The following is a 22739-nucleotide window of genomic DNA, read 5'->3' on the forward strand; positions in this document are numbered from 1 at the left end:
CAAAAAAGGTCTTAGGTTAACCTAAGACCTTTAACTAACTTTCTTTTATCTTTAATGCAGTTGTTGCTGATAAATTAATTGATCCCAATCATATTCTCTTTCACATTCATCACATGTTACATTAATATGAACACTATCTGCTTTCCTTTTAATTATATCTTCTTTCTCTTGTTCCGTCAAGATATCAAAACCTAACTCAACTTCACTTAAAGAAGCAATCTCCAAATGATCTATTATCTTTTGGCATTCAGGGCATTTATAGATTAATTCCATTCTACTATCCCCCCTATTTTGTAATTCCAATAACTATGAACCAATCCTACCATTAGAATGGCTAATAACAACTCTCCTGTCTGTTCAAAGATAACTAGTGTCAAATAACCAAATATTAAATGACTTATAACAGCTAAGATTGCTGCTAAAGTACTATCCAAGTAATCAAAAATTCCTTCAATTATTCCAAACCCTAAATGAATTATGACTAAGTTACCACCAAGTAAATAAAACCCTCCACTCTTTAAGATTTCTTCTACTAATGGAATCAGATAAAACATTGTTTCATTACCAAATTTAATTACAAGCTGGCGATTAATTGTAAAAGCTAATAAGGATACTACCATAGCTATTAGTAGCGAATTCATTATATACTCCTAACTATTTTTAATTATTCTCACCTAAATTGTTCTATAATATACAAAAAAGCCTGAGAAAAGATCTCAGACTCAATCTAAGAGTTAATTACATTTCAGTTTAAGTTTGAGTCTAAGTCTAAGTAAGAGCTAAGCCCTTATGTTTCTAATGGTTGACTTAAACTTAAACTCAGCCTTAAACTTAAGCTTTATATCAATAGAAAGTAATTAATTATATTGATTCATAGCTTGTTGTAAACCTTCGGTTAAAAAAACTTTAATTGCATCACAGGCAGTTGTTAATACAGACTCTAATTCCTTTTCTTCTTGCTGACTAAACTCTCCTAAAACATAATCAACAACAGAACGATGTTCAGGTCGGCCAATTCCCACCTTAAGTCTAGGAAATTCTTTAGTCTGTAAATGATTAAAGATAGATTTAATTCCATTATGCCCACCATGACCACCTTTAGGCTTAATCTTAAACCGACCTAACTCCAAATCAAGATCATCATACACAATTAAAATATCTTCAAATTCAATATTATAATAATCTGCTAATGATCTTACTGCCTGTCCACTATTATTCATAAAAGTTTGAGGTTTAGCTAAGATCACCTTTTCTGAACCTACTCTCAGTTTACCCACTATTGCCTTCTTCTCTTCTCGTTTTAAGTTCAGATTATGCTCATCAGCCAACAGGTTCAAGACCATAAAACCCACATTATGACGAGTGAATTGATACTTATAACCTGGATTACCTAATCCAACAACTAATTTCAACTAAATCACCTCTGTAAAAATAAAAACTAAGATGCAATCACTTTGATTGCACCTTAGCTCTTAATTATAATTACTCTTCTTCTTCCTCAACTTCAGCTTCTTCATCTTCTTCGACATCTTCACCAATTACTTCTGGCTCTTCTAACTCTTCTTCTTCAGCTTCAGCAGGTTCTAGATCTAGCTCAGTAGGTACAACCACTGTAGCTATTGTCTCATCACCATCAGTTAAAATTTCAATGTCGTCACTAACTTCTAATTCAGCAACACTTAATGATTGTCCAACTTCTAATTCTGTAACATCAGCTTTAATTGTATCTGGAATATCTGTTGGTAAACATGCAACCTCAAGCTCTCTTAAGATCTGCTCTAAAATTCCGCCTTCTCTTTCTCCAGCAGCAGGGCCAACTAATTCAACAGGAACTTCAATTTCAACTTTTTCATCTAAGTTGATTTGATATAGATCTATATGTAATAGATCTCCTTTAATTACATCCCGTTGCACTTCTTTAACCATTACTGGTTGAGTAGTATCATCATCTAACTCCAAATCAAGAATAACATTACCACCAATTAATTTATCAACCTTCTTCGCATTTAATTTCAAGTTAACTGGCTGTCGCTCACGTCCATAAAGAACTCCAGGAATTAACCCTTCTCTTCTTAGACGGCGAGCAGTACCTTTTCCAGTTTCTTCCCTCACCTCAGCATTAAGTTCTAAACGTTCCATAAATACCCTCTCCTTTTTAATATTTTCTCATAAATTACATTATACCATACTATAAGTCCAACTAACAAAAATTAAAATAAAACACTTACTGATTGATCATTATAAATTCTTTCAATTCCTTTAGCCATTAGTGGTGCTACAGATAAAATAGTTACTTTGTCAAAGTTTTTCTCTTCAGCTAACGGAATTGTATCTGTTACAACCAATTCATTAATAGCAGAATTTTTCAACCTATCTATTGCAGGCCCTGAAAATAAAGGATGTGTACAAGTAGCAAAGATATCTTTAGCACCATGCTCCTTTAAAGCCGCAGCTGCATTAGTAATTGTTCCAGCTGTATCAATCATATCATCGACTAAAATTACATTTTTATCTTGTACATCACCGATAATATTCATTACCTCTGATACATTAGCTTCAGGTCTACGCTTATCAATAATAGCAATCGATGTATTCAATTTTTCAGCAAAATCACGAGCTCTCTTAACCCCACCAATATCTGGAGCTACAACAATAATATCATCTAAGTTCTTCTCTAAAAAGTAATTAGCTAAGATTGGTGCTCCAAATAAATTATCAACCGGTATATCAAAGAACCCTTGGATTTGGCCCGCATGAAGATCTATTGCTAACATTCTATCAGCACCAGCTTGAGTCAATAAATTAGCAATTAGCTTAGCAGTTACGGGATCTCTAGGCTTAGCCTTACGATCTTGTCTAGCATAACCATAATAAGGAACAACTGCTGTAATTTCACGAGCAGAAGCCCGCTTTAAAGCATCAACCATAATTAATAACTCCATTAAATTCTCATTAACTGGAGGGCAGGTCGGTTGAATAACGAATACATCATCTCCTCTGACACTTTCTGTGATTTGTACTCCAATTTCTCCATCACTAAAACGTCTAACTTTAGAGCTTAATAGATCTGTTTTTAAATAATCACAGATCTTCTGTGCTAAATCAAGGTTTGCATTCCCAGCAAAAATTTTAAAGTCATTTCCTCGTGGGGACATTATTATAAACCTCCTGTATCTAATTATATATTATTTTATTAAATTCAATCTCTTGGCTCTGCCGGTACACCTAATACTAAACTATCTGCTTCAACATCTTTAGTAACTACTGCACCTGCTCCAGTAATAGCCTGATCTCCAATTCTTAATGGAGCTATCAAGGTCGAATCACTACCAATAAATACATTATCTCCAATAACAGTCCGATGTTTTTGTTGACCATCATAATTAGCAGTAATAGTTCCCGCACCAATATTAGTATTTTGCCCAATTAAAGCATCACCAATATAGCTTAGATGAGGAACTTTAGCACCCTTAGCTATTTCTGACTTCTTAATCTCAACAAAATCACCCACTTTTACTTCAGAGGAAAGTTTACTTCCCGGACGCAAGTAAGCATAAGGGCCAACCTCACTCCTCTCTCCAATCTGACTATCAATAATAGTTGAACTTTTAATCTCAACTTGATTACCAATCATTGAATCAATAATTCTAGTTTGAGGACCTATAATTACTTCGCTACCCAGCTTCGTTTTTCCTTCTAAAAAAGTAAAAGGATAAATAATACTATCTTGCCCAATTTCAACTTCGCTATCTATATAAGTATTAGCAGGATCTATAATAGTAACTCCATTTTCTAGATGGTAATTACAGATTCTCTGCCTTAAAATCTGTTCAGCTTCTGCTAAATGCTTACGGGTATTGACTCCAATTGTTTGTTGCGTATCTGAAATAGATAGAGCACTTACTGAATGCCCTTGATCAACTAAAATTTCAGGAACATCTGTCAAATAATACTCTCCTTGAGCATTATCAGTATCCAATTTTGCTAAGCAATCCCATAATAGATCACTTTCAAAACAACAAATCCCTGTATTAATTTCATTAATCTTTGCTTCTTCAGCAGTAGTATCCTTCTCTTCTACAATCTTTGTTACATAATCCGATTGATCACGAACAATTCTACCATATCCAGTTGGGTCATCTACTTTAGTTGTTAAGATCGTCGCCGCAGCCTCTTCAGTCTGATGCTGTTCGATCAACTGCTGTAAAGTTTCACTAGTCAACAATGGAGTATCCCCATACAAGACCAATACAACCCCTGAAAAATCAATTAACTCCTCTTTAGCCTGCATAACAGCATGACCAGTTCCTAACTGTTGCTCCTGCTTTACAAACTCAATCTTACCATCTGTGTCAGCTTTAACTTGATCAGCTTTATAACCAACTATTACTAAATTATGTTGTGGAGTTAACTGACCAGCAGTGTCAACAACATGCTGAACCATACTCTTACCTGCTACTTGATGCAACACCTTAGGCAAGCTCGACTTCATTCTAGTACCTTTCCCTGCTGCTAAGGTGATAGTTGCCAAATTAGCCATTAATCTTTCCTCCCCAAATAAATAAATTGGAAATCAATCAAATCTCTAACCTCACTCTGCACAACCTTATCTATCTTCAACTTTGAATCAATTAGAGGCAACTTCCCAGTCATAAAATACTCTCGTGCATAAATAGGATAAATAGCATCCTTTAATCCATACTTAATAAAATCATCTAAATCCTGATAGGCATTAATCAAACCAACTGTGTCATCAGAAAAAATTTTTTCAATAATCCGATCTAGACTTGCCCCTCCAATAATATTAGACACATGGCTTTTTCTGACCATCTTCATTGTATCATCATAATTATGTAAACAATCTATTTTAGTACCATATACCTTCTCTAAGACCGTAATATCACAATTAAAATTATGGCCTACAAAGATATCCGGCTTAACCTCATTAATTATATCTTCTAAAATTTTGATACCTTTACTAGCAGATATCGCTGGAGCTAAATCAGAATTAGTAAATAAAATTCCTAGCTTCCACTCTTGGTTGGATTTAATAGCATATTGAATTGAATCCAAATCACTCCATAAATATTCAGTATCAATACACATTATAGTCTCAGCTTCAGGAGCATTACTCAAAGCAGTACCGAATTTAGGAGTCATTAAACGTTGATAGGTTTGATCCAACTTCTTTAGCTGAGATAAAATTTTAGAGTTTGGATTTTTAATCTTTAAAGCTTGAGAAATTTCAGGTATTGAGGCCTGTTTGAATTCATACTCTGTAGGAAAAGCTCTCAACATCCGCTTTAATCTCTTACCTCTCCCTAAAATAGTGGCTAATTTATGCTCATAGAGTTCAGCTTGATACAATTCATCAGTATCTAAATAAATCTTCATAAATTGTCCCTTCTCTATTAAAAATATAAAAGAAACAATGGAGTAATCACCCCATTGTTATTGACAAAATAAGAACCTACATCAGCTAACAAATTATAATTGCTGATTAATCATAGGTATTATAACAAAGTGCCTTTGCCCTGTCAAGTTTATTGTTCCTGATTAAAGATAAATTTATTCTCTATAAGTTGAGTTTAACTATCACATCTAGCTTTAATTATTGGTCAAAACATAACCTGGTAAATTTGATAGTTGCTTTCCATCTTTAATAACAAGCTTTCCATTGACTATTAAGTATTCAACTCCTGCTGCATAGCGATGGGGATTACTATAAGTAGCACGATCTTTGATTTTTTCCAGATCAAAAATCACTAAATCAGCAAAATAACCCGATTTAATTAAACCACGCTGTAAGCCTAATTTTTTAGCTGGTAGATAGGTCATTTTCTTAATTGCACTTTCTAAAGAGATAAACTTAGATTTAACATATTTATCAATCACTCTCGGAAAACTACCATAAGTGCGAGGATGACAATGACTATTTGCTAAAATCGTACCTTTAACTCTAGAGATAGCATCAGTTCCTACCATACTGAAATCAGCTTGTAAAACCTGCCTTAAATCAGCTTCAGAGACAGAAAACTTAATCATGCTGGTCGATAAATTCTCTGCAATTAATAACTCTATAGCAACCTCTGCAGGCTCTTGATTCAATTGCTCAGCAAGCTCTGCTATAGTTAATCCCTCATAACCTTTATGCTTTTTAGCTTCAGAAACTATTATCTGCTCCCACCCATCCTGCTTTCTTCGTTCTTGATTTAAGTGCTCAATTATTTGTTGATAATTATCTTTTAACCTAGCAATCACTTCCTCTTTTTGGCCACCAAAGATCCAACTTGGTAATAAAGCACTCAATCCCGTTGAAGTCGCTAAATAGGGATAAAAATCACAATTGATATCTAATCCCTTCCCTCTAGCCTGAGTAATCAACTGTAAAGTCTGATTAACTTTACCCCAATTTTGTTGACCAATTGCTTTATGATGAGAAATTTGAACCTTAACATTAGCTTGTTGAGCAATAGTAATCGCTTCTTCTACAGCCGCAACCAATTGATCTCCCTCACTTCTTAGATGAGTAGTATAAACTCCATCATATTTAGCAACTACTTGAGCTAAAGAGATCAACTCTTCTGTTGAAGCATAACTCGATGGGGGATAGATTAAACCAGTCGATAAACCATAAGCACCTTCCTCTAAAGCCTGGGCCAACATAACCTTCATCCGCTCTAACTCTATATCTGTTGCTTCTCGTTTTTGATAACCAACAACTGTTTGACGCAATAAGCCATGCCCAATCAAAGTAACTAAATTAGTCGCCGATTTATTTTGACGTAAAATTTCAAAATAACCTTCAGTAGTTTTCCACTTTAAAGGTAATTGATAATCAGCTAAACGTTCTTTAACCTTCGTTACCATTCTTCCAGAAAGAGGAGCTATTGAAGAACCACAATTACCCGTAACTTCTGTAGTTATCCCCTGATATATCTTACTGCTTGCTGATGGATTAACCAAAATTGATAATTCACCATGGGAATGGATATCAATAAACCCAGGTGCTACAATTAAGTTATCAGCATTAATATACTCAATCGCATCGTCAAACTCACCTATACCAACAATTTTATCTTGGTTGATAGCAACATCAGCTCGATATCTTAGTTGGCCAGTTCCATCTACTATCAAACCATTCTTGATCACTAAATCAAATATAATACCACCTCACTACATAGAAAACTTCACAAACCACTGCTTTACTAGCCAGTTCTTTTGTGAAACCTTCTAATCTGGTAGTATATCTTTATGCCTTGCTAAGCAAAAATAAAACCTTACTCTTCCTCTTTTTTCTCTTGTTTCTTCTTTCTTTTATCCAATAATTCCAATAATTGTGCCCTATTGGAGACCGGATATAATGAAGTTAAACCCCGCTGTTCCTTACTAAATTTAGTTAAGGGGCGATCATTATAAATCGGATCAACTTCTTTTTCATCTTTCTTATTCTTCTTTGCTTCCTCCGTAACCGTTCCTAACTTTTCTTTAATCCCAGCTATATTCAATCCTACATCTAATAACTCCTTAATTTCCTTTAGTCTTTCTATATCATCTTGCGAGTAAATCCTTTGATTCCCTTCAGTTCGAGCAGGTTTAACCAATTCAGATTCTTCATAATAACGAATCTGCCTACCAGTTAACCCAGTCATCTCTTGTACAACACCAATAGAATATAAAGGAGTACTTGAATCTACATCAGACATAGTTATTATTCCCCCTTAATTTAAATTATTCTAAATTTAAAACCCAGTCACTCGGCTTAACCACTATCTCCTCTTGTTGTTGATCTATTTCCTCTAATACAACTAAAGAGGTATAATCTGCAACCAGTTTATCATCAGGATCAACAGTCTCAACTAAAATTCCCATCCCTAGCACATCAGCCTTAAACTCCTCCATCAAATCCAATATCCCCTTAGCTGTTCCACCAGCTTTCATAAAATCATCAACAATAAGTACTTTAGATCCTTCAGGTAAAGCTTTCCTAGCTAAAGACATCGTCTTGATCCTCCTAGAAGAACCGGTCAGATAATTAATACTGACTGCTGAACCTTCCGTAACCATGCTATCTTTTCTAATATTAACCAATGGTAGATTTAAGGCTCTAGCAACCATCAAAGCAATCGGAATTCCTTTAGTTTCAATAGTAATTACATAATCAGCATCTAAATCAGCAAACTTAGTTGCAAAAATTTTCCCAACTTCATTCATTAAACTAGGATCAAAGATCAGATCAGTCATATAAATATAGCCACCTGGTAAAATCCGTTCTGGATCAGAAAGTTCATTACATAACTCATCAACTACATCTTTTATATCACTAGTTGCCTTGTTAGGAATAAACCTAACTCCTCCTGCCGCTCCAGGAACAGTTTCTACCTTACCCATCTTCTCTGCTGCAAAAACTCTTCTAATAATTGATAAATCTTCACTAATAGTTGACTTTGCTGCATCAAATCGCTCAGTAAAATAATTTAACGAAATCAATTCATATGGTTCATTAACTAAGATCTTAGTTACAGCTACAATTCGCTCACTTCGCCGCATCTTCATTCTGAAATAATGACACTCCTTCCGAACATTCTATTTTAAACAAGGATTAATCTTCATTTTATCATTGATTACTTACTTTGTAAATGCTTTAGTTAATATTTGAACTTGAATCTTGATAAAATTCCCGGGCCAACATCAACTGCTTAGGCCGATCAATATCAAAACCAATCTCTGGATAATCAACTATCACTGCTTTAGCTTGATATCCAGTCAACTTATAAACCTCTTCTTCAATCAACTCTATCGACAGTCTACCTGTCAATAATTTAACAATAAATTTAAACCCTAATAAGTAAGCTAGCTTCCAAGGCTTCTTTCGCCACGCCAAAATTTTAGCTAACAGCTTTTCTAACCTCAGAATAATTGGCCCGTTGAGCAAAAATATATTGCCTCCAGTAAAACTGCCATCTACTAATTTAAAACAAGTCCTGTTAGTATCTGAAAAGAGAAGTTGATTAAACTCTTGTGGGATAATTGGATAATAAGCTACTGCTCTATCTGCTTCACACTTAGCCAGAAAAGCTTCAATTGCTTCTACTGTAATTAATGGAATATCAGAGCTTAAAACTAAACTATAAGGCTTATCTGTCTGGCTTAAACCCAATTTAATATTCTCTAATAACGTATTCTGTCCACTAATAACTAGCTCTACGTTACCTTCTAAGTCTAGATTACCTTGGGCCAACTCAGCAGGGCCAACCAAAATTATTCTATCGATCAACTCCACTTGCTGTAATGTATTGACTACATAATCTACCATTGGTTGATCATTAATCTTAATCAATGCTTCATAATCTTGTTCACTTACTTCAGCTAACTTTCCATCATTGACTGCTCCTGCTAATACAATAGCATCTAGCCCCATCATACTTCCCCCTTAATTAAATTGGATGGCTTGCTTTACTGTTTTAGCTACCACAATTTTATAATCTGTTGCCAACTCTTCTTCTAATTTAACTTTAACCTGCTCTGCTTGAGCCTGATCGACCACAAACCCCAAAACTGTCGGACCACTACCTGCCATCAAAGCTTTATCAGTCAACTCTTCGATCCTACTTTTTAATTTTGCAACTTCAGGATGGCTATTTAAAGTAACCGTCTCTAATACATTCGCTACATTATCAACTATTAGCTCGGTTTTGCCTTCCCTTAACCCTGCTATTACCTTGGCAGTTTGAGGATGATTTGTCACCTGATTTAATTTAAAGTTTTGGTAAACCATAGCTGTAGAAACTTCTAACGGTGGATTAACAATTACTAAATATAGTTCTGAATCTGATACTAATTTTTCTAATTCAGTACCGATCCCAGTGGCTAGTTGGGTACCTCCTGCTATACAAAAAGGCACATCTGCCCCCAATTTGGCCCCTCTACTTATTAATTCAGCCAGTGATAGATTCAATTCCCATAACTGATTAATAGCTACTAACGTAGCAGCAGCATTCGTACTGCCACCAGCCAAACCAGCTGCTACAGGAATTCTTTTATCAACCTCAACCCTAACCCCCCCACTCAAATCAAATTCACTAAAAAGTAATTGAGCAGCTTGATAGATCAAATTATTCTGATCAGTAGGTACTTGAGGGTGATTTACTTCAATCTCAATTCCTTTATCTATTTTCGTAAAGGTTAATCGATCAGCTAGATTAACCGATTGCATAATCATTTCTACTTCATGATAACCATCTTCTCTTTTAGCTAAGACATCTAATGTTAAATTTATTTTAGCATTAGCAGTTAAGTCTAATTTGTTGGACATCTTCTTCACCTCTTGACTATATTCTTCTTATCATTATAATATTTAACCATTAAAAATTAAATTCCTGCCCTAGCTTAATCAATTAACAATTAAAGAACTTAAACCGTTAAAATCAAAAACTTTGAAACAGACAACCTAAGGCATCAAAACAAATGTAACACCTAACGCTCTACTGTAACTTCTTTCTTACTGATTGCCTTAGACTTAGACTTAAACTCAGACTTAATAATTGATCTGAAACAAACTCGCTGGGTCCATACTCTTATTGATCCTCTTTTTTAATCCAGCCCGAATCATAAAGCTAGGTAACCCATAACTATAAGCTGCAGCTATCGCAAACAAAGCTGACATTATCTTATTATCTGTAAAACCTTGATTAGCTATAATAGGTAGTTCATCTTCCCCATCAAATAAGACTAAATTTCTATTTGTTAAGTAAACTGCTGGCTTACCTTGAGCAATCCTTCGTTGAATAATTAGATTATCCCGCTTCAGACTACAAAACAATAACTTCTTCCCCTCTAGTTGTTCAATCAATCTGACTAACTGACTGTCGTCAGCATTTAAAATAACCGTTCCTTTTTCTTGAATTTCTGTTAATAATAAAGAATCAGCAGTCAGCTTTTCTGTTATGCCATTAAGTAATACAAGATCACTTGCTTGATAGATCAAGCCATTCTGCTCAATCTCAGTTGGAGTTCTTGAAAAGAGTGCTACCTCAACCTCTCGATCACTCAATATCCTCTTTACCCCTAGCTTAAAAAAGTTCGTATTCTTACCTTGACTTAACTTACTGGCTTCAATTCCTGATTCCTGTAAAATTGTAGCTAGAAAATCAATAGTCAGATCCTGTCTGGGTTGACTTAGTATTGAAAAGATTGGAATCCGGTCAGGGGCCAACAGATCTATTATTTCTTTTCCAATCCGTTCACTATCTTGAGCATAATCACTTAAGTTAATCTTAGAAGCAGGATTAACCTCTATAATAACAGGTTCCATCTCTTCTGTTATTAATATACCAACCTCAGCTAGCTGCAACCCTAAAAAATCAGTTGCCTTAACAGCCAAATCTCTATCCTCTAATGGAACCTTGATTAAAGCTATCTTTTTACTATTAGTCACTCTACCTTCATCTAATTTATATTCTTTTTTAATCCCTGCTACTACTTTAGAGTCAATTACTAATAAATTATAATAACTATCCCTAATCTCCTCCTCAATCAAACCTTTAGAAGCTGTTTTGAACTCTTGATGAACTGGAAAACCATGTTGGTCTAATAAGTTTCCAACTTCAACGCTACTATTAAATAAATTTTCAGCTAAATAAGAATTTTTTTCTGTGATTAACCCTTGTATCAATTTTGCATACTTACCATATCCCAACTGAAAGAGACTCGACTCTTGATCTAGCTCCAAGATCGGAATATCTTCCTGTGTGGCAGCTTTAACTATTACTTTACTAGCAAAATCCATCTTATCTTCCCCCTCTCCAAAGTATTTTATCCAAGATTTAGAAGTCTATTCTAATATCTTAACCTTTTTCAACTAACTTGAATATAAATATAGTGAGGTAGTGTCGGTGTCAGTAAAAACTTCTAAAATAATTTATACTCAATCGATTTAGAATGGTTTTGGTTTTAAGCTTTTTAACTATTCATTATTCACTGTTCACTATTCACTGCTTTTCGAAGGGAGGTGATTTTGATGGCAAAAATTTTAATCGTCTTAAACGAACGTAGACTATATTTACTCCAAAACAATCAAGTTACTAATAATTTTCCGGTTGCAATTGGTAAGCAAGCTACCCCAACACCTACAGGCAACTACAAAATTATTAATAAGATTAAACATCCTTCTAATCCTGCCTTAGGAACTCGCTGGATGCAATTTACCAATCGAATGCATGGAATTCATGGTACCAATAATCCAGCTTCAATTGGAACAGCTGCTTCTTTAGGTTGTGTTAGAATGTATAATCGCGATGCAGAATACCTCTATGAGCAAGTAGAAGTTGGTACTCCAATTGAAATCAGACAACAGCAAACAAATAGTCCAGATAATAACTCTAACTACTACACCGTTCAACCAGGTGATACCCTCTACCAAATTGCTAAAAAATTCAATACAACTGTCCAAGAGCTTGTCCGTCTGAATAATCTTACTGATCAAAATTTAATCTATCCGGGCCAACGAATAAAAATACCAAACTAATTTAAGAATTATAAATAGAAAAAAAGAGAATAATAAACTAGAGGTGATTATAAATGAAACAAAAAGATGAAATTTCTATTATTCCACTCGGCGGTCGAGAAGAAATCGGAAATAATATGATTCTAGTTGAATATAATGACCAAATCCTAGTCTTAGATTGTGGAGTTATGTTTCCCACTGATCAAACACCAGGTGTAGATTTAATCATCCCTAATATGTCTTATCTGATTGAAAATCAAGAACGGGCCAAAGCTGCATTGATCAGCCATGCCCATGAAGATCATATCGGCTCTATTCCTTTCTTGTTACAGGAGATTGATTTACCGATTTATGGAACAAAATTCACTACTAAGATGATCGAAAAAAAACTAAAGGATAATCATCTTGATAAAACAGATCAACTACAGACTATCAAACCAGGACAAACAATAGAATTAGCTCCCTTTGAAATAGAATTTATCACACTAACTCACAGTATTCCAGGTTCAGCAGCTATCAGTATCAAGACACCACTAGGAACTATTCTTTATACAGGAGATTTTAAGCTTGATCATAGTCCAATCAATGAACCCACTGATTTTAATAGCCTAACCAATCTAGGAGAAGAAGGAGTTCTAGCTTTGTTATCAGATAGTACCAATGCTGAACAAAAAGGCTATTCACTTTCAGAAAAGGCTGTCCAAGAGACTATTAATGATATCTTCTCTACAGCAAAAGGGCGTATTTTAATCAGCACCTTTTCTTCACAGTTAGATCGCATCCAACAGATTATTAATGCAGCAGCCCAAACTGAACGAAAGATCGCACTCTTTGGACGAAGTATGCACGAAAATACCAAACTTGCTGTAGAACTAGGTTATCTTGATCTACCAGAAGAGCAATTGATCAATAGTCGAGAGGTCAATAACTTTGCCGATGATGAACTTGTCTTATTGATGACCGGTAGCCAAGGTGAACCAATGGCTGCTTTAAGCAGATTAGCTCGTAAGGAACATAGGCAGATAAATATCAAGGCTGGTGATACTGTAATCTTATCTGCTACCCCAATCCCAGGTAATGAAATAGCAGTCGGCAGTACGATCAACCAACTCTTCGCCCAAGGGGCTAAGGTGATTTATGGTAGGGACCTAAGCCTTCATGCTTCAGGACATGCTTACCAAGAAGAGTTAAAGATGATGCTTGATCTGACCAAGCCTAAATATTTCATCCCTGTCCATGGCGAATATCGCCATCTCTATCACCATGCCCTGTTGGCCCAAGAGGTCGGTATCCCCAATGATCAGATCTTTATTACTAAAAATGGCTCTAGGTTGAATATCAATTCCGAAAAAGCTTACTTTTCTTCTGATTCAGTTCCAGCTGATAGAGTTTATATCGAAGGAGGGGGAGTTGGGGATTTAGATCAGAGCTTACTGACCGAACGTAATAACCTAGCAGAAAATGGACTATTAATGATAGCTTTATCCATCTCTAAAAAGTCAGGTGAATTACTAGCTGATCCTAAGATTACTACTCAAGGGTTTAATTACTATCAAGATTCTAAAGTATTCTTGACTGAGGTTAAAAAAGAGTTAAAAAAGATTTTTAAGAAGGCATACCAAGAGGATAAAACTCACCTTGCTACCTTAAAAAAGAAAGTTAAAGAGTTCTTAAGTGCTTATATTTATCAACAGACCAGACGATCTCCGATAATCTTACCACTGATTATGAAAATATAAAAAACAATTGATATAAAGCTTAAGTTTAAGGCTAAGTCTAAGTTTAAGTAAAACCTAAACCCTTATGCTTTTAACGGTTGACTTAACCTCACCTTCGGGTTTATAAAAACCCTTCGTAATAAAAACCATTTCCTCAGCCTTAGACTTACGCTATTTTGTAATTAAGCAAAAAATAAATCAAGCAAGGGAGATCTTTGATCTCCTCTACTTGATTCTTAACATTGCTCTCTATTTTTAACTCAACCTTAACCTAAAGGTGGTTTTGGTGGCTTAGGCGGTTCTTCCGGTTCATCAATAATACACTTTGGAATAACCAACTTCTGACCTACTTCTAGCTTATCAGGATTGACAATATCATTAGCATCAACAATCGCAGCTACTGTCGATCTATAACGTTTAGCTATCTTATATAAGGTATCTCCAGGTTGAACTACATACACAACTCGCGATGGTCTATCACAAACAGGATCATCAACAACTGGAGAAACAACCACTATGTCACTTACAATCGTAAGTTGTCTAAAGTCAGTTACCTTAGCGAATTTAACTAAGGTAGCAGTCATCTCTACCGTTCTCTGGTTTAGCTGAGTAGCTCTAACTCGCTTGAGTCTAACATCAATATAACTGGACATTCCAACTTCGGCTCCAGGTATCCCAACAAAATTAGTAAAGTCGAAGTCATCACTAAAGAAGTGAACAGGTTGATCCTCTATATCAGCTACATATAAGACCTTACCTTGGATTGTTGCTTCAATAGCAACACCTCCATCCTCTACCTGACCCATTGGATCACGCAGCTGAGCATTGACCTCTAAAATCCGCTCTATATCTGGCTTACCATTAGGAACAATCAATTGCTCTGTCACTGTATCTACAACTGTATCTTCACCAATCACTTCTTCTACTCTAAGTAACTCCTCTTCTATTTCCACTCGATCATCTAAAATATCTGTAATAACCTTAACCTGTTTTGGCTGAGTTACCTTAGTAAAGAACTCTACCAGTGCTTCTACTTCCACCACAGTACCTTCATTCCGTAATCTAAAATCAAATCTTTTCAAGAAAACATCAACAAAGGCTGACATATCGGGCTCAACCCCAGGTAGATCGATAACCTCAGAAAATTCAATTATTCCTTCAGCAAAATGGACCGACTGATCTTCTTCTGTAGAGACATAGACAATACCACCCTCAAAAGTCCCATCAACAATAACCCCATCATCTGTTACATCAACTTGAATTTCATCTACTAAATCGAGATCAACTTTTAAAACTCGCTCTACTGGTGGTTTCTCAGGAGGGACATCAAGTTCCCCTCTAACGATTACCTGTTCTAAATCTTCAGCGATTACACTTTCAATCCGTAACAATTCTCGCTCGATTAAGTCTTCTTTGATTCCTTTGACATCAGTAACAATAGTAATCTGACGAAGGTCCGTCACCTTAGCAAACTTTCTAATTACAACAGTAACCTCTACTGTTCGTTCATCGACAAAGTCATAAGTAGCTCTGATAATATTGACGTCACCAAAGGCATCCATTCCTTCTTCGGCTTCTGGGATGTCTATAAAGTTAGTAAATTCAAAAGTTCCTGTAAAGTAATGGACCGGTTGCTGAGGTTCTTCTTCAGGAGCATCTGCAACATAGATCACCCCTACATCGATTACCCCTTCTAAGACAGCTCCTCCATCTTCTGCTTCCGCTGTGACATTTCTAATTGAAGTATCAACTTCTAAAACTCGCTCTATATTTGGTTTCTCGTCAACAGGGATCTCTACTTCCCTGGTAATTGACTCTCTGACTGTATCTTCGCCAATCACATAGTCTACTTTGACCGTTTCCTGCTTAAAATTAATTGCCATCATCTTCCTCCTTTCTGTTAGCTAGCTAGTCTAGCTTTCATATATAATATATGCAACCAAATCCAAAATGTGCACACTTTCTTTTTACAATTATTGGATAATCATTTCTTTAAACGTTGCATAAGTATAGATATATAAAGACTAGTCTAAGGTTAAGTCTTAGTTTAAGTAACCCATTTAACTAATCACCACCATACTTTATATTGATCAATAGCTTAACTTTTAAAGTTACGATTTTAAAGCATAAAACCTAAGTAGAACCCTAAAACCAAAACAAACCTAATCTGTAGATATAGCGCTTTTGAGGGGCTCAAATTTTTAAGTTTGTGACCTTTAATTGTTAATTGTACTAACATGGGGATGTAGAGAAATTTAGTTATCTGTGAAACTTTGTGATAATAGACTTTAATTTAACTAATTATTAGAAAGGAGGAAGTTTGATGCCATCGAATTACCCTGATAATATCTTACCTTACCCTTTAGTCCAATATATTCCTTTAAGAGTACGAACCAGAGACTTCACTACAAACTGGGCCAACAATTATAACCAACGGTTATTTATTTTTGACAATCAAAAGCAGGCCCAAGAAAGATTGGCTATGTATAATATAAGTTATCCTGATAACTTAAATCTTTCCAATCGACTACTTTTGTTATTTCTCAATGGCCAAGTCAAAGAAATATTTTACCGTGCCTACAACGCTCAAACAATTGTTGAAGTGATTGAAGGTAGTTATCACTTATTTACCATTCCTAAACAGTACTTTTATAGGGACACTATCATCTTTAACCTCTTTTTAGCAGAGGGTACAAAGGTCTTAAGTGAAAGATATCAATTGAGCTAAATAGCTCAATTGATATCCAATCTTATCCTAAATAAATGCCAGGATTAGTATTGATCTCATCTCGACCTAATTCTTGATTTTCTAGTGTAATTACACCTTCTACTGTATCTTCAGTAAACTGTCCACTCTGAACCAATTTTTCAATATTAAATAAAGCAATAACCTCTTCCTGATCTTGGTTATCTACCTTTGAAGCAGGAACTCCTAATCCAGATACTGGAGCTCCTTTCTTAGAAACTCCAAAAAATTTTAGTTCATCCGCTTCTAAATCATAATTATCAATCTTGACCGATAAATAACCTGGTATTTGATCCTTCCTCATCTCAAATAAATAACCACATTCAATATCACTTTTCCTATTAAGATTTAAGTTTCTTTGAGCTACTGAATTACTCTTCTTTAAAGCCTTCATTTTAGTCCTCCTTAATTTATTTGTTCACCTTAAGTTATAATAATATTATTCTTTCAACTAAGGTAAAGTTAAACATTTATAGTGATTTTTTTAACTTTGTCGTATCAACCTCCTTCTTACTAGTCATTTTATGCAATTACCCAGGCTGATATAATTATAATCTTGAAAAATTTAAATCAAACTCATAAAAATTCAATCTCTACATATAATCTATTCTATTACTTAGTTTAAAGTTTTTTAGATTTTGCTCTAAAATTTTTTTGTATTTATTCACTAAACCTTTACTAAAACATAATATATACTAAAGATTAAAAAAATTAATAACTGATTAAAAGAAGGAGGGATAAAAATGGCCATTCAAAAATCCACAGATACTGATAGTTTAGCAGAAGTAGTAGATAGAATTTTAGATAAAGGTATCGTCATTGATGCTTTCGTTAAGGTAGCATTAGTAGGAATTGATTTATTATCCATTGAAGCTCGAGTAGTTATCGCTAGTGTTGAAACCTGGTTAACTTATGCTGAAGCAGTTTCATTAACTGCTAAGAAAAAAGCTTATTCTTCAAGCTAAATTAAAATAGAAAGGAGCGGAATATTCCGCTCCTTTCTATTTATTCTTCTTGATCAAAATCAGGGCAGTAATCATAAGCGGGCCAAGGCCCTGTAAATTCAACATGGATATTTCTATCTAGTGTCTCATTAATCTCCTTTGTATAAGCACCCAACCTCTCTTTTTGTTCAGCCTCAACTAATAAAGAAAAGTTTAAAAGCATCTCCTCTTGATGCCCGGTTATCTCTTGAGCTAATTTTTGATTCAACTTATGCTCAATTGAGAGCTCATCTAATTGGTTATAAATACTTTCAATCAATTGATGTAACTCTTCCTCAGCCTTTTGTTGTAACCGCCCCTTCATCATCTTTCTTTTAAAATAATTTGCCCCCGGGGAAGAATCATTACTGGTTAGACTTCCCTTGCGTTCTACATAATCAGCAACAAATGCTTTTTTATCACAATACAGCTTCCAAGACCACTCTTCCTTGCCTTCCAAATAGTCCAATGAACTGAGCAATTGTTCCTGATAAGACTTTAAAAATTTCGTTATATCCTCCTGCTTATGAAAGATGGTTAAGAATCTGAATGGTATTATCTGAGCACTTTCCATCACCTTAAGCAAGATATCCATATGAGATTTCGCTTTATCCTTTACCCAATCTAGATCTTCTACCCTTTGCTGTATCTTTTCTTCACTATATTTTTCTAAAGAGATTGGACTAATAATTGCGTTTAATCCTTCATGTCTAACTCCAGTCAATCGATAATCAGAATCAATCCCCTTGATTTCAGATTGATCTGCAATATTTTCTGATGTGATACAGTAAAGATAATACCCTAACTCCAATTAGCTCCCCTCCTTACTCCTTTAATAATTTTTTGTTTATTCCTTCTAATCGCTCCAATCTTTCAAGAATCTCATCTGTCTCTATCTTAGCTTGCTTATTAGTCTCAATATCTTTGGCTTCTTCTTTCTCAGCAGCTAAAGATGATAACATTGGATCATGCCTCCACCAGTCAATCCCCATCTCCATTGCCCGCTCAACCGAAGCAACGACCAATCTAACTTTGATTGTAAGTAGCTCTACCTCTACTAAGGAAATACTTATATCACCAGCAATCACTACCCCCTTATCCAACACCCGCTCTAAGATCTCCCCTAAAGATGCTCCTGTCGTAGAATGAGAAATATGATCATAAGCCATAATTTATCCTCCTCTCCTTACATTAATTTACCTAAAGGGCCTAAGTCAAGATTGAGATCTTCATCCTCTAATTCAAATACCTCCTGCAACTCCTCCATCTTCTCTTCTAGCCTCATAAAGGTTAGTCCCAATCTCTCTATCTCTTCATCACTCAAAGAACCACCCTCAATTCTATTGATAGCCTGCTTTTCCAGTAATCTTCTCAATAATTCGATGATAGCTAAAACAAGTTTAGCCAACCCATGTTCTACCTGCTCAGGGTTAGCTCTAATATTTCTAGGCTTATTCTTTACTCTTTCTTGCTCTTGCTCAATCTCTCTTTTTATTTCATCTAACTCCTCCACCTTTTCGATCCCACCTTCCTTAAAACTCTACAAAACTATAAGGGGGCCAAGGACCAGAAGATTGATAAATCAGCCTCTCTTCCTCTAAATTTAAATCTGCTAACTGCTCTTGAATTGATCCCACTTCTCTTTTATTGATTAAGTAAGCTCCATCAAAGATCAATCGCTTCCCAGTTGAAATTTCAAATTCAACTTGATAACTCTCTTCCTCTAATAACTTAATTATAGGGACCAACTTAGCTTCAACCAACTCCTTGCGCTCCTCACTCTCCTGATGTTTCTGATATAGCTTCATCATATATTCCTTCCCACTCGAACTACAACTCCTTCGTGGCTTAGCAGAACCTACTAGCTTTTCATCCATCGTAAAGATCTTTAAGCCCATCTCAAATTTTCCCTGATACTCCTGTAATAACTCTGTGATCTCTTGGTCGTTGGCCCTGATAAATTGATCGATCTTCTCCTTACTCTTAACAACCGTTCCAAAGCTGAATGGTAAGAGAGTAACCCCTTCCATCAGCTCCTTTAATGCTTGGTCATACTGTTGTAAGTTATTTAAGTCCAAGCTATAATCCTTACCAGTTACCTCTTTATAAAGCAGATAACACCCATCATAATCAAAGTAATCAAATGACTCTACTGCTCGTTTAGTCAAATTATCGATTATTCCATATAAAAAAATAAAGTTAGAGGTCATCTTGACCACCCCTTTGTAATCCTTCTAGATTCTCCACAGAGGTAATTAATACTCTTAAGCCTACATATAATAAATCAATATCAGCCACAGTTAAGACCAGATCACCAGATAATACAATCCCTTTATTCAATAAGCGATCTAATAAATCGAGCAAAGTAACTTCCTGTTGTAAGTCAAGTTCACTCATCTTCTCTTACCCCTTCATCTTCTAATTCTTTTCTATATCTTCTTGCCTCAGCAAGCCTCTCAATTAGCTCTTCTTCTCGCTCTTCATATTCTGCTTCACTTATCTCTCCTCGATCATACTTAAGGCTTATCCTCAATAACTTTTCTTTAATCTTATCTTCATTATAATATTCATCTACAGCCTGATCATAGACTAGTTTGACCACTTTAATTACACTGTTCAATCCAAACACTATCTAGACCTCAAACTCTTCTGTTATAAAATTATAAGGGGGCCAAGGCCCAGTATATTTAAAGTCAAGTTTATCTTGGTACTTATTAAAGATCTCATCTACAAGCTGATCAAAGTTATCCTCTTCCTCTTTAGCTACCAAAAAGACTGCATTAAGAACCATCTTAGGATCGTAAGGATCCTTTTGGCTACTCTCAACAGCAATGCTAGCTAATTTATCATAAATCTCTTGATTATAATAATCTCTAAAGGCTTCAGCTCTATCCATCACTAACTTACCAACCTCAGCTATCTCCATCTGACTAGGGTTTTCTCTCTTTTGCAACTCTTTTTTTCGCTCAGCAATCTCTTGATCCTCCACCTCTTCTGTAAAGGCTTGATCCTTCCAAAAGATCTTAAGTCCTAACTCCATCTTATCTGCAAACTTCTCTAATAACTGAACCAACCGCTCATAATTAATCTCTAAAAACCGCTCTATCTTCTCCTGATCATCACTCAAATGACCAAAGCTCATTGGAATCAAAGCAGTTTCTTCCATAATTCGATTGATCGTCTCTTCATGCTCAATCACATTATCACGAGTAGGTAATATCTCATCCTCCACAACCTCTGAGGTTACCATCGCTATATCCTGATATTTAATTAACTCTAAATCTTCAGCAGTCAGTTCATTATTATCCTTAATTACACAAAAACAATATCTATTCATCGCTTTCAGCCTCCTCGCCATCATCTTGCTCAGCCAAAATACCAACCTTAAGTCCAAATCCATAAGAAATAGTTTCACTGGTTACTTCTTGTTTATATTCTCTCATCTGCTCATCATTCTCTTCCATCTCCGTTAAGATATTACCTAACGAAACTAAGGTTGACAATAAATTAGAAGTCTCTTCTTTTTCGCTATCACTATTAAGTCTATTCATCAGCTCCCTCCTTTCATAACTTATTAAATAATTTTTTGAGCAATTTTTTTGCCTCTTCTGTCTCTTGATTACTAATCCTTAAATTAGAACTTTCAGATAGTAATACATCTGTAAATATCTTCTTCACTAACTCCTTATCTTTAGCAAAACTAACATTATTCTCTTCTAATATCTGAGCAACCATAATACTTGATCTAATAGTCGGGTTAAACTTTTCAGTCGTTTTATTTCTGAAATACCTAACTATCTTTGCTATATACTCAGCCAATTCAGTCGAAATCCCTGTATTCTTCTTAATAATCTCAATCTCAGTTTCAAAATCAGGAAAGCCCAACTCCATAGTAATCATCCTACTCTTTAAGGCATCTTGGGCCTTATAAACACCAGAGTATTCATCAGGATTACTGGTAAATATCACTCTAAAATTTGGATTGACCTTGACCGAATTTACGCTATCCTCATTTAAGGGCAGCTCAACTACTCCCTCCTCTAAGATCGATAATAAAATATTGTTAGTTTCAGCTCTCGAACGAGTAAATTCATCATAAATCAAAGTTAAACCCCGCTCACAAGCATCCAGTAATTTCCCATCAACCCAATTTTCACTATACTTTTCTTTCCGCTTAGTTACTGAGTGGATAAAATTATCATGGACTACTTCTCTATTCAAACCAAAATAACCACCGAGCAAATCCTTTCGATCAAACTCTTCATTCCCGAAGATGATTTGGAATGGTTGATCCAATAAATTTGCCAAATACAGAGCAAGAGTCGTCTTTCCTGTTCCAGCTGGCCCTCTAAAGTGAACTGGATAGCCTGCTTTTAAATACATTAATGACCTATCTGTTAGATCGTGAATGTAGTCTGTCTCTACAAACCCCTGTTCAGCCTTTATCCCTTGCTCTCCATCTAATTTCATATTATTCTCCCCTCTCGTTATATTCTAACGCTCCTCTCTCCTTAAGTTCTATTCTATTGTATGCCACAATCTCCAGCTTATTATTTAACTGCACCTGATACCTAGCAACAATATCCTTCCTAGCTCTCTTTCTCATATACTCATCCTCAACTATCACCTCAAACTCTACTTTCCACCCTCCTTCACCTGGTATAACTGAGATAACTTCTATCTCTTCACCCAATAATTCTGCAAAGAATTGTTTTACACTCTTTAAAACTCGATTAATAGACATCCATTATTCCTCCTTCATTAGATAATAAGTCTTTATAATAATA

29 protein-coding genes are annotated in these 22739 nt (G+C 35.2%); 4 read left to right on the top strand and 25 right to left on the bottom strand.

Features of this window, described 5'->3' with window-relative positions; genetic code table 11:
- Positions 1 to 51: 51 nt before the first annotated feature.
- The 13 genes from MWH28_RS06530 to MWH28_RS06590 all read right to left on the bottom strand — a co-directional run bounded on the left by MWH28_RS06530 (position 52) and on the right by MWH28_RS06590 (position 11788).
- Complete coding sequence (locus MWH28_RS06530) at positions 52 to 273, bottom strand: anti-sigma-F factor Fin (protein ID WP_248618515.1); 222 nt, start codon at positions 271 to 273, stop codon at positions 52 to 54.
- Positions 264 to 641, bottom strand: coding sequence for a hypothetical protein (locus MWH28_RS06535; protein WP_248618516.1), 378 nt, complete (start codon positions 639 to 641; stop codon positions 264 to 266). Before MWH28_RS06535 ends, MWH28_RS06530 begins: the two co-directional genes overlap by 10 nt.
- Positions 642 to 857: 216 nt before the next feature.
- Positions 858 to 1412 (bottom strand): aminoacyl-tRNA hydrolase, encoded by a 555-nt coding sequence (gene pth / locus MWH28_RS06540; RefSeq protein ID WP_248618517.1) that lies wholly within the window; start codon positions 1410 to 1412, stop codon positions 858 to 860.
- Between the two features lie 70 nt (positions 1413 to 1482).
- Positions 1483 to 2139 (bottom strand): 50S ribosomal protein L25, encoded by a 657-nt coding sequence (locus MWH28_RS06545; RefSeq protein WP_248618518.1) that lies wholly within the window; start codon positions 2137 to 2139, stop codon positions 1483 to 1485.
- A 71-nt stretch (positions 2140 to 2210) separates the two neighbouring features.
- Positions 2211 to 3155, bottom strand: coding sequence for a ribose-phosphate pyrophosphokinase (locus tag MWH28_RS06550; protein ID WP_248618519.1), 945 nt, complete (start codon positions 3153 to 3155; stop codon positions 2211 to 2213).
- 44 nt (positions 3156 to 3199) lie between these two features.
- Positions 3200 to 4540, bottom strand: coding sequence for a bifunctional UDP-N-acetylglucosamine diphosphorylase/glucosamine-1-phosphate N-acetyltransferase GlmU (glmU, locus tag MWH28_RS06555; RefSeq protein ID WP_248618520.1), 1341 nt, complete (start codon positions 4538 to 4540; stop codon positions 3200 to 3202).
- A complete protein-coding gene (locus MWH28_RS06560; RefSeq protein WP_248618521.1) occupies positions 4540 to 5394 on the bottom strand; it encodes a hypothetical protein in 855 nt (284 codons plus the stop codon). The genes glmU and MWH28_RS06560 overlap by 1 nt, the downstream gene beginning before the upstream one ends.
- A 213-nt stretch (positions 5395 to 5607) precedes the next feature.
- On the bottom strand, positions 5608 to 7152 hold the full coding sequence (locus tag MWH28_RS06565) for an N-acyl-D-amino-acid deacylase family protein (RefSeq protein ID WP_248618522.1): 1545 nt from the start codon (positions 7150 to 7152) through the stop codon (positions 5608 to 5610).
- Between the two features lie 128 nt (positions 7153 to 7280).
- Positions 7281 to 7706 (bottom strand): MerR family transcriptional regulator, encoded by a 426-nt coding sequence (locus MWH28_RS06570; protein WP_248618523.1) that lies wholly within the window; start codon positions 7704 to 7706, stop codon positions 7281 to 7283.
- Positions 7707 to 7731: 25 nt separating this feature from the next.
- Positions 7732 to 8556, bottom strand: a complete 825-nt coding sequence (gene purR, locus MWH28_RS06575; RefSeq protein WP_248618524.1) for a pur operon repressor — start codon at positions 8554 to 8556, stop codon at positions 7732 to 7734.
- Positions 8557 to 8644: 88 nt separating this feature from the next.
- Positions 8645 to 9421, bottom strand: coding sequence for a nucleotidyltransferase family protein (locus MWH28_RS06580; protein ID WP_248618525.1), 777 nt, complete (start codon positions 9419 to 9421; stop codon positions 8645 to 8647).
- Between the two features lie 12 nt (positions 9422 to 9433).
- Positions 9434 to 10315 carry a 4-(cytidine 5'-diphospho)-2-C-methyl-D-erythritol kinase gene (ispE, locus tag MWH28_RS06585; protein WP_248618526.1) on the bottom strand — a complete coding sequence of 294 codons (882 nt, stop codon included), beginning with the start codon at positions 10313 to 10315 and terminating at the stop codon, positions 9434 to 9436.
- Positions 10316 to 10537: 222 nt separating this feature from the next.
- Complete coding sequence (locus MWH28_RS06590; protein WP_248618527.1) at positions 10538 to 11788, bottom strand: hypothetical protein; 1251 nt, start codon at positions 11786 to 11788, stop codon at positions 10538 to 10540.
- A 231-nt stretch (positions 11789 to 12019) separates the two neighbouring features.
- Between MWH28_RS06590 and MWH28_RS06595 the strand changes: the two genes are divergently transcribed.
- Both MWH28_RS06595 and MWH28_RS06600 read left to right on the top strand, forming a co-directional pair.
- Positions 12020 to 12526, top strand: a complete 507-nt coding sequence (locus MWH28_RS06595; RefSeq protein ID WP_248618528.1) for a L,D-transpeptidase family protein — start codon at positions 12020 to 12022, stop codon at positions 12524 to 12526.
- Between the two features lie 53 nt (positions 12527 to 12579).
- Positions 12580 to 14244, top strand: coding sequence for a ribonuclease J (locus MWH28_RS06600; protein ID WP_248618529.1), 1665 nt, complete (start codon positions 12580 to 12582; stop codon positions 14242 to 14244).
- A gap of 245 nt (positions 14245 to 14489) precedes the next feature.
- Here the strand turns inward: MWH28_RS06600 and MWH28_RS06605 are convergent, their stop codons facing one another.
- On the bottom strand, positions 14490 to 16106 hold the full coding sequence (locus MWH28_RS06605) for a DUF3794 and LysM peptidoglycan-binding domain-containing protein (protein WP_248618530.1): 1617 nt from the start codon (positions 16104 to 16106) through the stop codon (positions 14490 to 14492).
- Between the two features lie 440 nt (positions 16107 to 16546).
- Between MWH28_RS06605 and MWH28_RS06610 the strand changes: the two genes are divergently transcribed.
- On the top strand, positions 16547 to 16951 hold the full coding sequence (locus MWH28_RS06610) for a hypothetical protein (RefSeq protein WP_248618531.1): 405 nt from the start codon (positions 16547 to 16549) through the stop codon (positions 16949 to 16951).
- A 22-nt stretch (positions 16952 to 16973) separates the two neighbouring features.
- On the opposite strand, the gene MWH28_RS06615 is transcribed toward MWH28_RS06610, so the two are convergent.
- Complete coding sequence (locus MWH28_RS06615) at positions 16974 to 17363, bottom strand: hypothetical protein (protein WP_248618532.1); 390 nt, start codon at positions 17361 to 17363, stop codon at positions 16974 to 16976.
- A 349-nt stretch (positions 17364 to 17712) separates the two neighbouring features.
- On the opposite strand from MWH28_RS06615, the gene gvpJ (MWH28_RS06620) reads away from it, so the two are divergent.
- Positions 17713 to 17934, top strand: a complete 222-nt coding sequence (gvpJ, locus tag MWH28_RS06620) for a gas vesicle protein GvpJ (RefSeq protein WP_248618533.1) — start codon at positions 17713 to 17715, stop codon at positions 17932 to 17934.
- A gap of 40 nt (positions 17935 to 17974) precedes the next feature.
- On the opposite strand, the gene MWH28_RS06625 is transcribed toward gvpJ (MWH28_RS06620), so the two are convergent.
- From MWH28_RS06625 to gvpO, 10 genes are read right to left on the bottom strand one after another with little or no spacing between them, the layout of a single operon-like run.
- The gene (locus MWH28_RS06625; protein ID WP_248618534.1) at positions 17975 to 18763 is read right to left on the bottom strand and encodes a GvpL/GvpF family gas vesicle protein; all 789 of its coding nucleotides are present in this window, start codon (positions 18761 to 18763) and stop codon (positions 17975 to 17977) included.
- Between the two features lie 13 nt (positions 18764 to 18776).
- Positions 18777 to 19121: a gas vesicle protein gene (locus tag MWH28_RS06630; RefSeq protein ID WP_248618535.1), complete on the bottom strand. Its 345-nt coding sequence runs from the start codon at positions 19119 to 19121 to the stop codon at positions 18777 to 18779.
- Between the two features lie 17 nt (positions 19122 to 19138).
- The gene (locus MWH28_RS06635) at positions 19139 to 19465 is read right to left on the bottom strand and encodes a gas vesicle protein K (protein WP_248618536.1); all 327 of its coding nucleotides are present in this window, start codon (positions 19463 to 19465) and stop codon (positions 19139 to 19141) included.
- 19 nt (positions 19466 to 19484) lie between these two features.
- On the bottom strand, positions 19485 to 20162 hold the full coding sequence (locus tag MWH28_RS06640; RefSeq protein WP_248618537.1) for a GvpL/GvpF family gas vesicle protein: 678 nt from the start codon (positions 20160 to 20162) through the stop codon (positions 19485 to 19487).
- Positions 20152 to 20349: a gas vesicle protein GvpJ gene (gvpJ, locus tag MWH28_RS06645; RefSeq protein WP_248618538.1), complete on the bottom strand. Its 198-nt coding sequence runs from the start codon at positions 20347 to 20349 to the stop codon at positions 20152 to 20154. Before gvpJ (MWH28_RS06645) ends, MWH28_RS06640 begins: the two co-directional genes overlap by 11 nt.
- Positions 20342 to 20581: a gas vesicle protein GvpG gene (locus MWH28_RS06650; protein WP_248618539.1), complete on the bottom strand. Its 240-nt coding sequence runs from the start codon at positions 20579 to 20581 to the stop codon at positions 20342 to 20344. Before MWH28_RS06650 ends, gvpJ (MWH28_RS06645) begins: the two co-directional genes overlap by 8 nt.
- A 3-nt stretch (positions 20582 to 20584) precedes the next feature.
- The gene (locus MWH28_RS06655; protein ID WP_248618540.1) at positions 20585 to 21289 is read right to left on the bottom strand and encodes a GvpL/GvpF family gas vesicle protein; all 705 of its coding nucleotides are present in this window, start codon (positions 21287 to 21289) and stop codon (positions 20585 to 20587) included.
- The gene (locus MWH28_RS06660; protein WP_248618541.1) at positions 21282 to 21503 is read right to left on the bottom strand and encodes a hypothetical protein; all 222 of its coding nucleotides are present in this window, start codon (positions 21501 to 21503) and stop codon (positions 21282 to 21284) included. Before MWH28_RS06660 ends, MWH28_RS06655 begins: the two co-directional genes overlap by 8 nt.
- Positions 21504 to 21516: 13 nt before the next feature.
- Positions 21517 to 22422: a gas vesicle protein GvpN gene (gvpN, locus tag MWH28_RS06665; protein WP_248618542.1), complete on the bottom strand. Its 906-nt coding sequence runs from the start codon at positions 22420 to 22422 to the stop codon at positions 21517 to 21519.
- Between the two features lies 1 nt (position 22423).
- Positions 22424 to 22696 (bottom strand): gas vesicle protein GvpO, encoded by a 273-nt coding sequence (gene gvpO, locus MWH28_RS06670; protein ID WP_248618543.1) that lies wholly within the window; start codon positions 22694 to 22696, stop codon positions 22424 to 22426.
- Positions 22697 to 22739: the final 43 nt, after the last annotated feature.

This window comes from Natroniella sulfidigena (genome assembly GCF_023223645.1).
GTDB lineage: Bacteria > Bacillota > Halanaerobiia > Halobacteroidales > Halobacteroidaceae > Natroniella > Natroniella sulfidigena.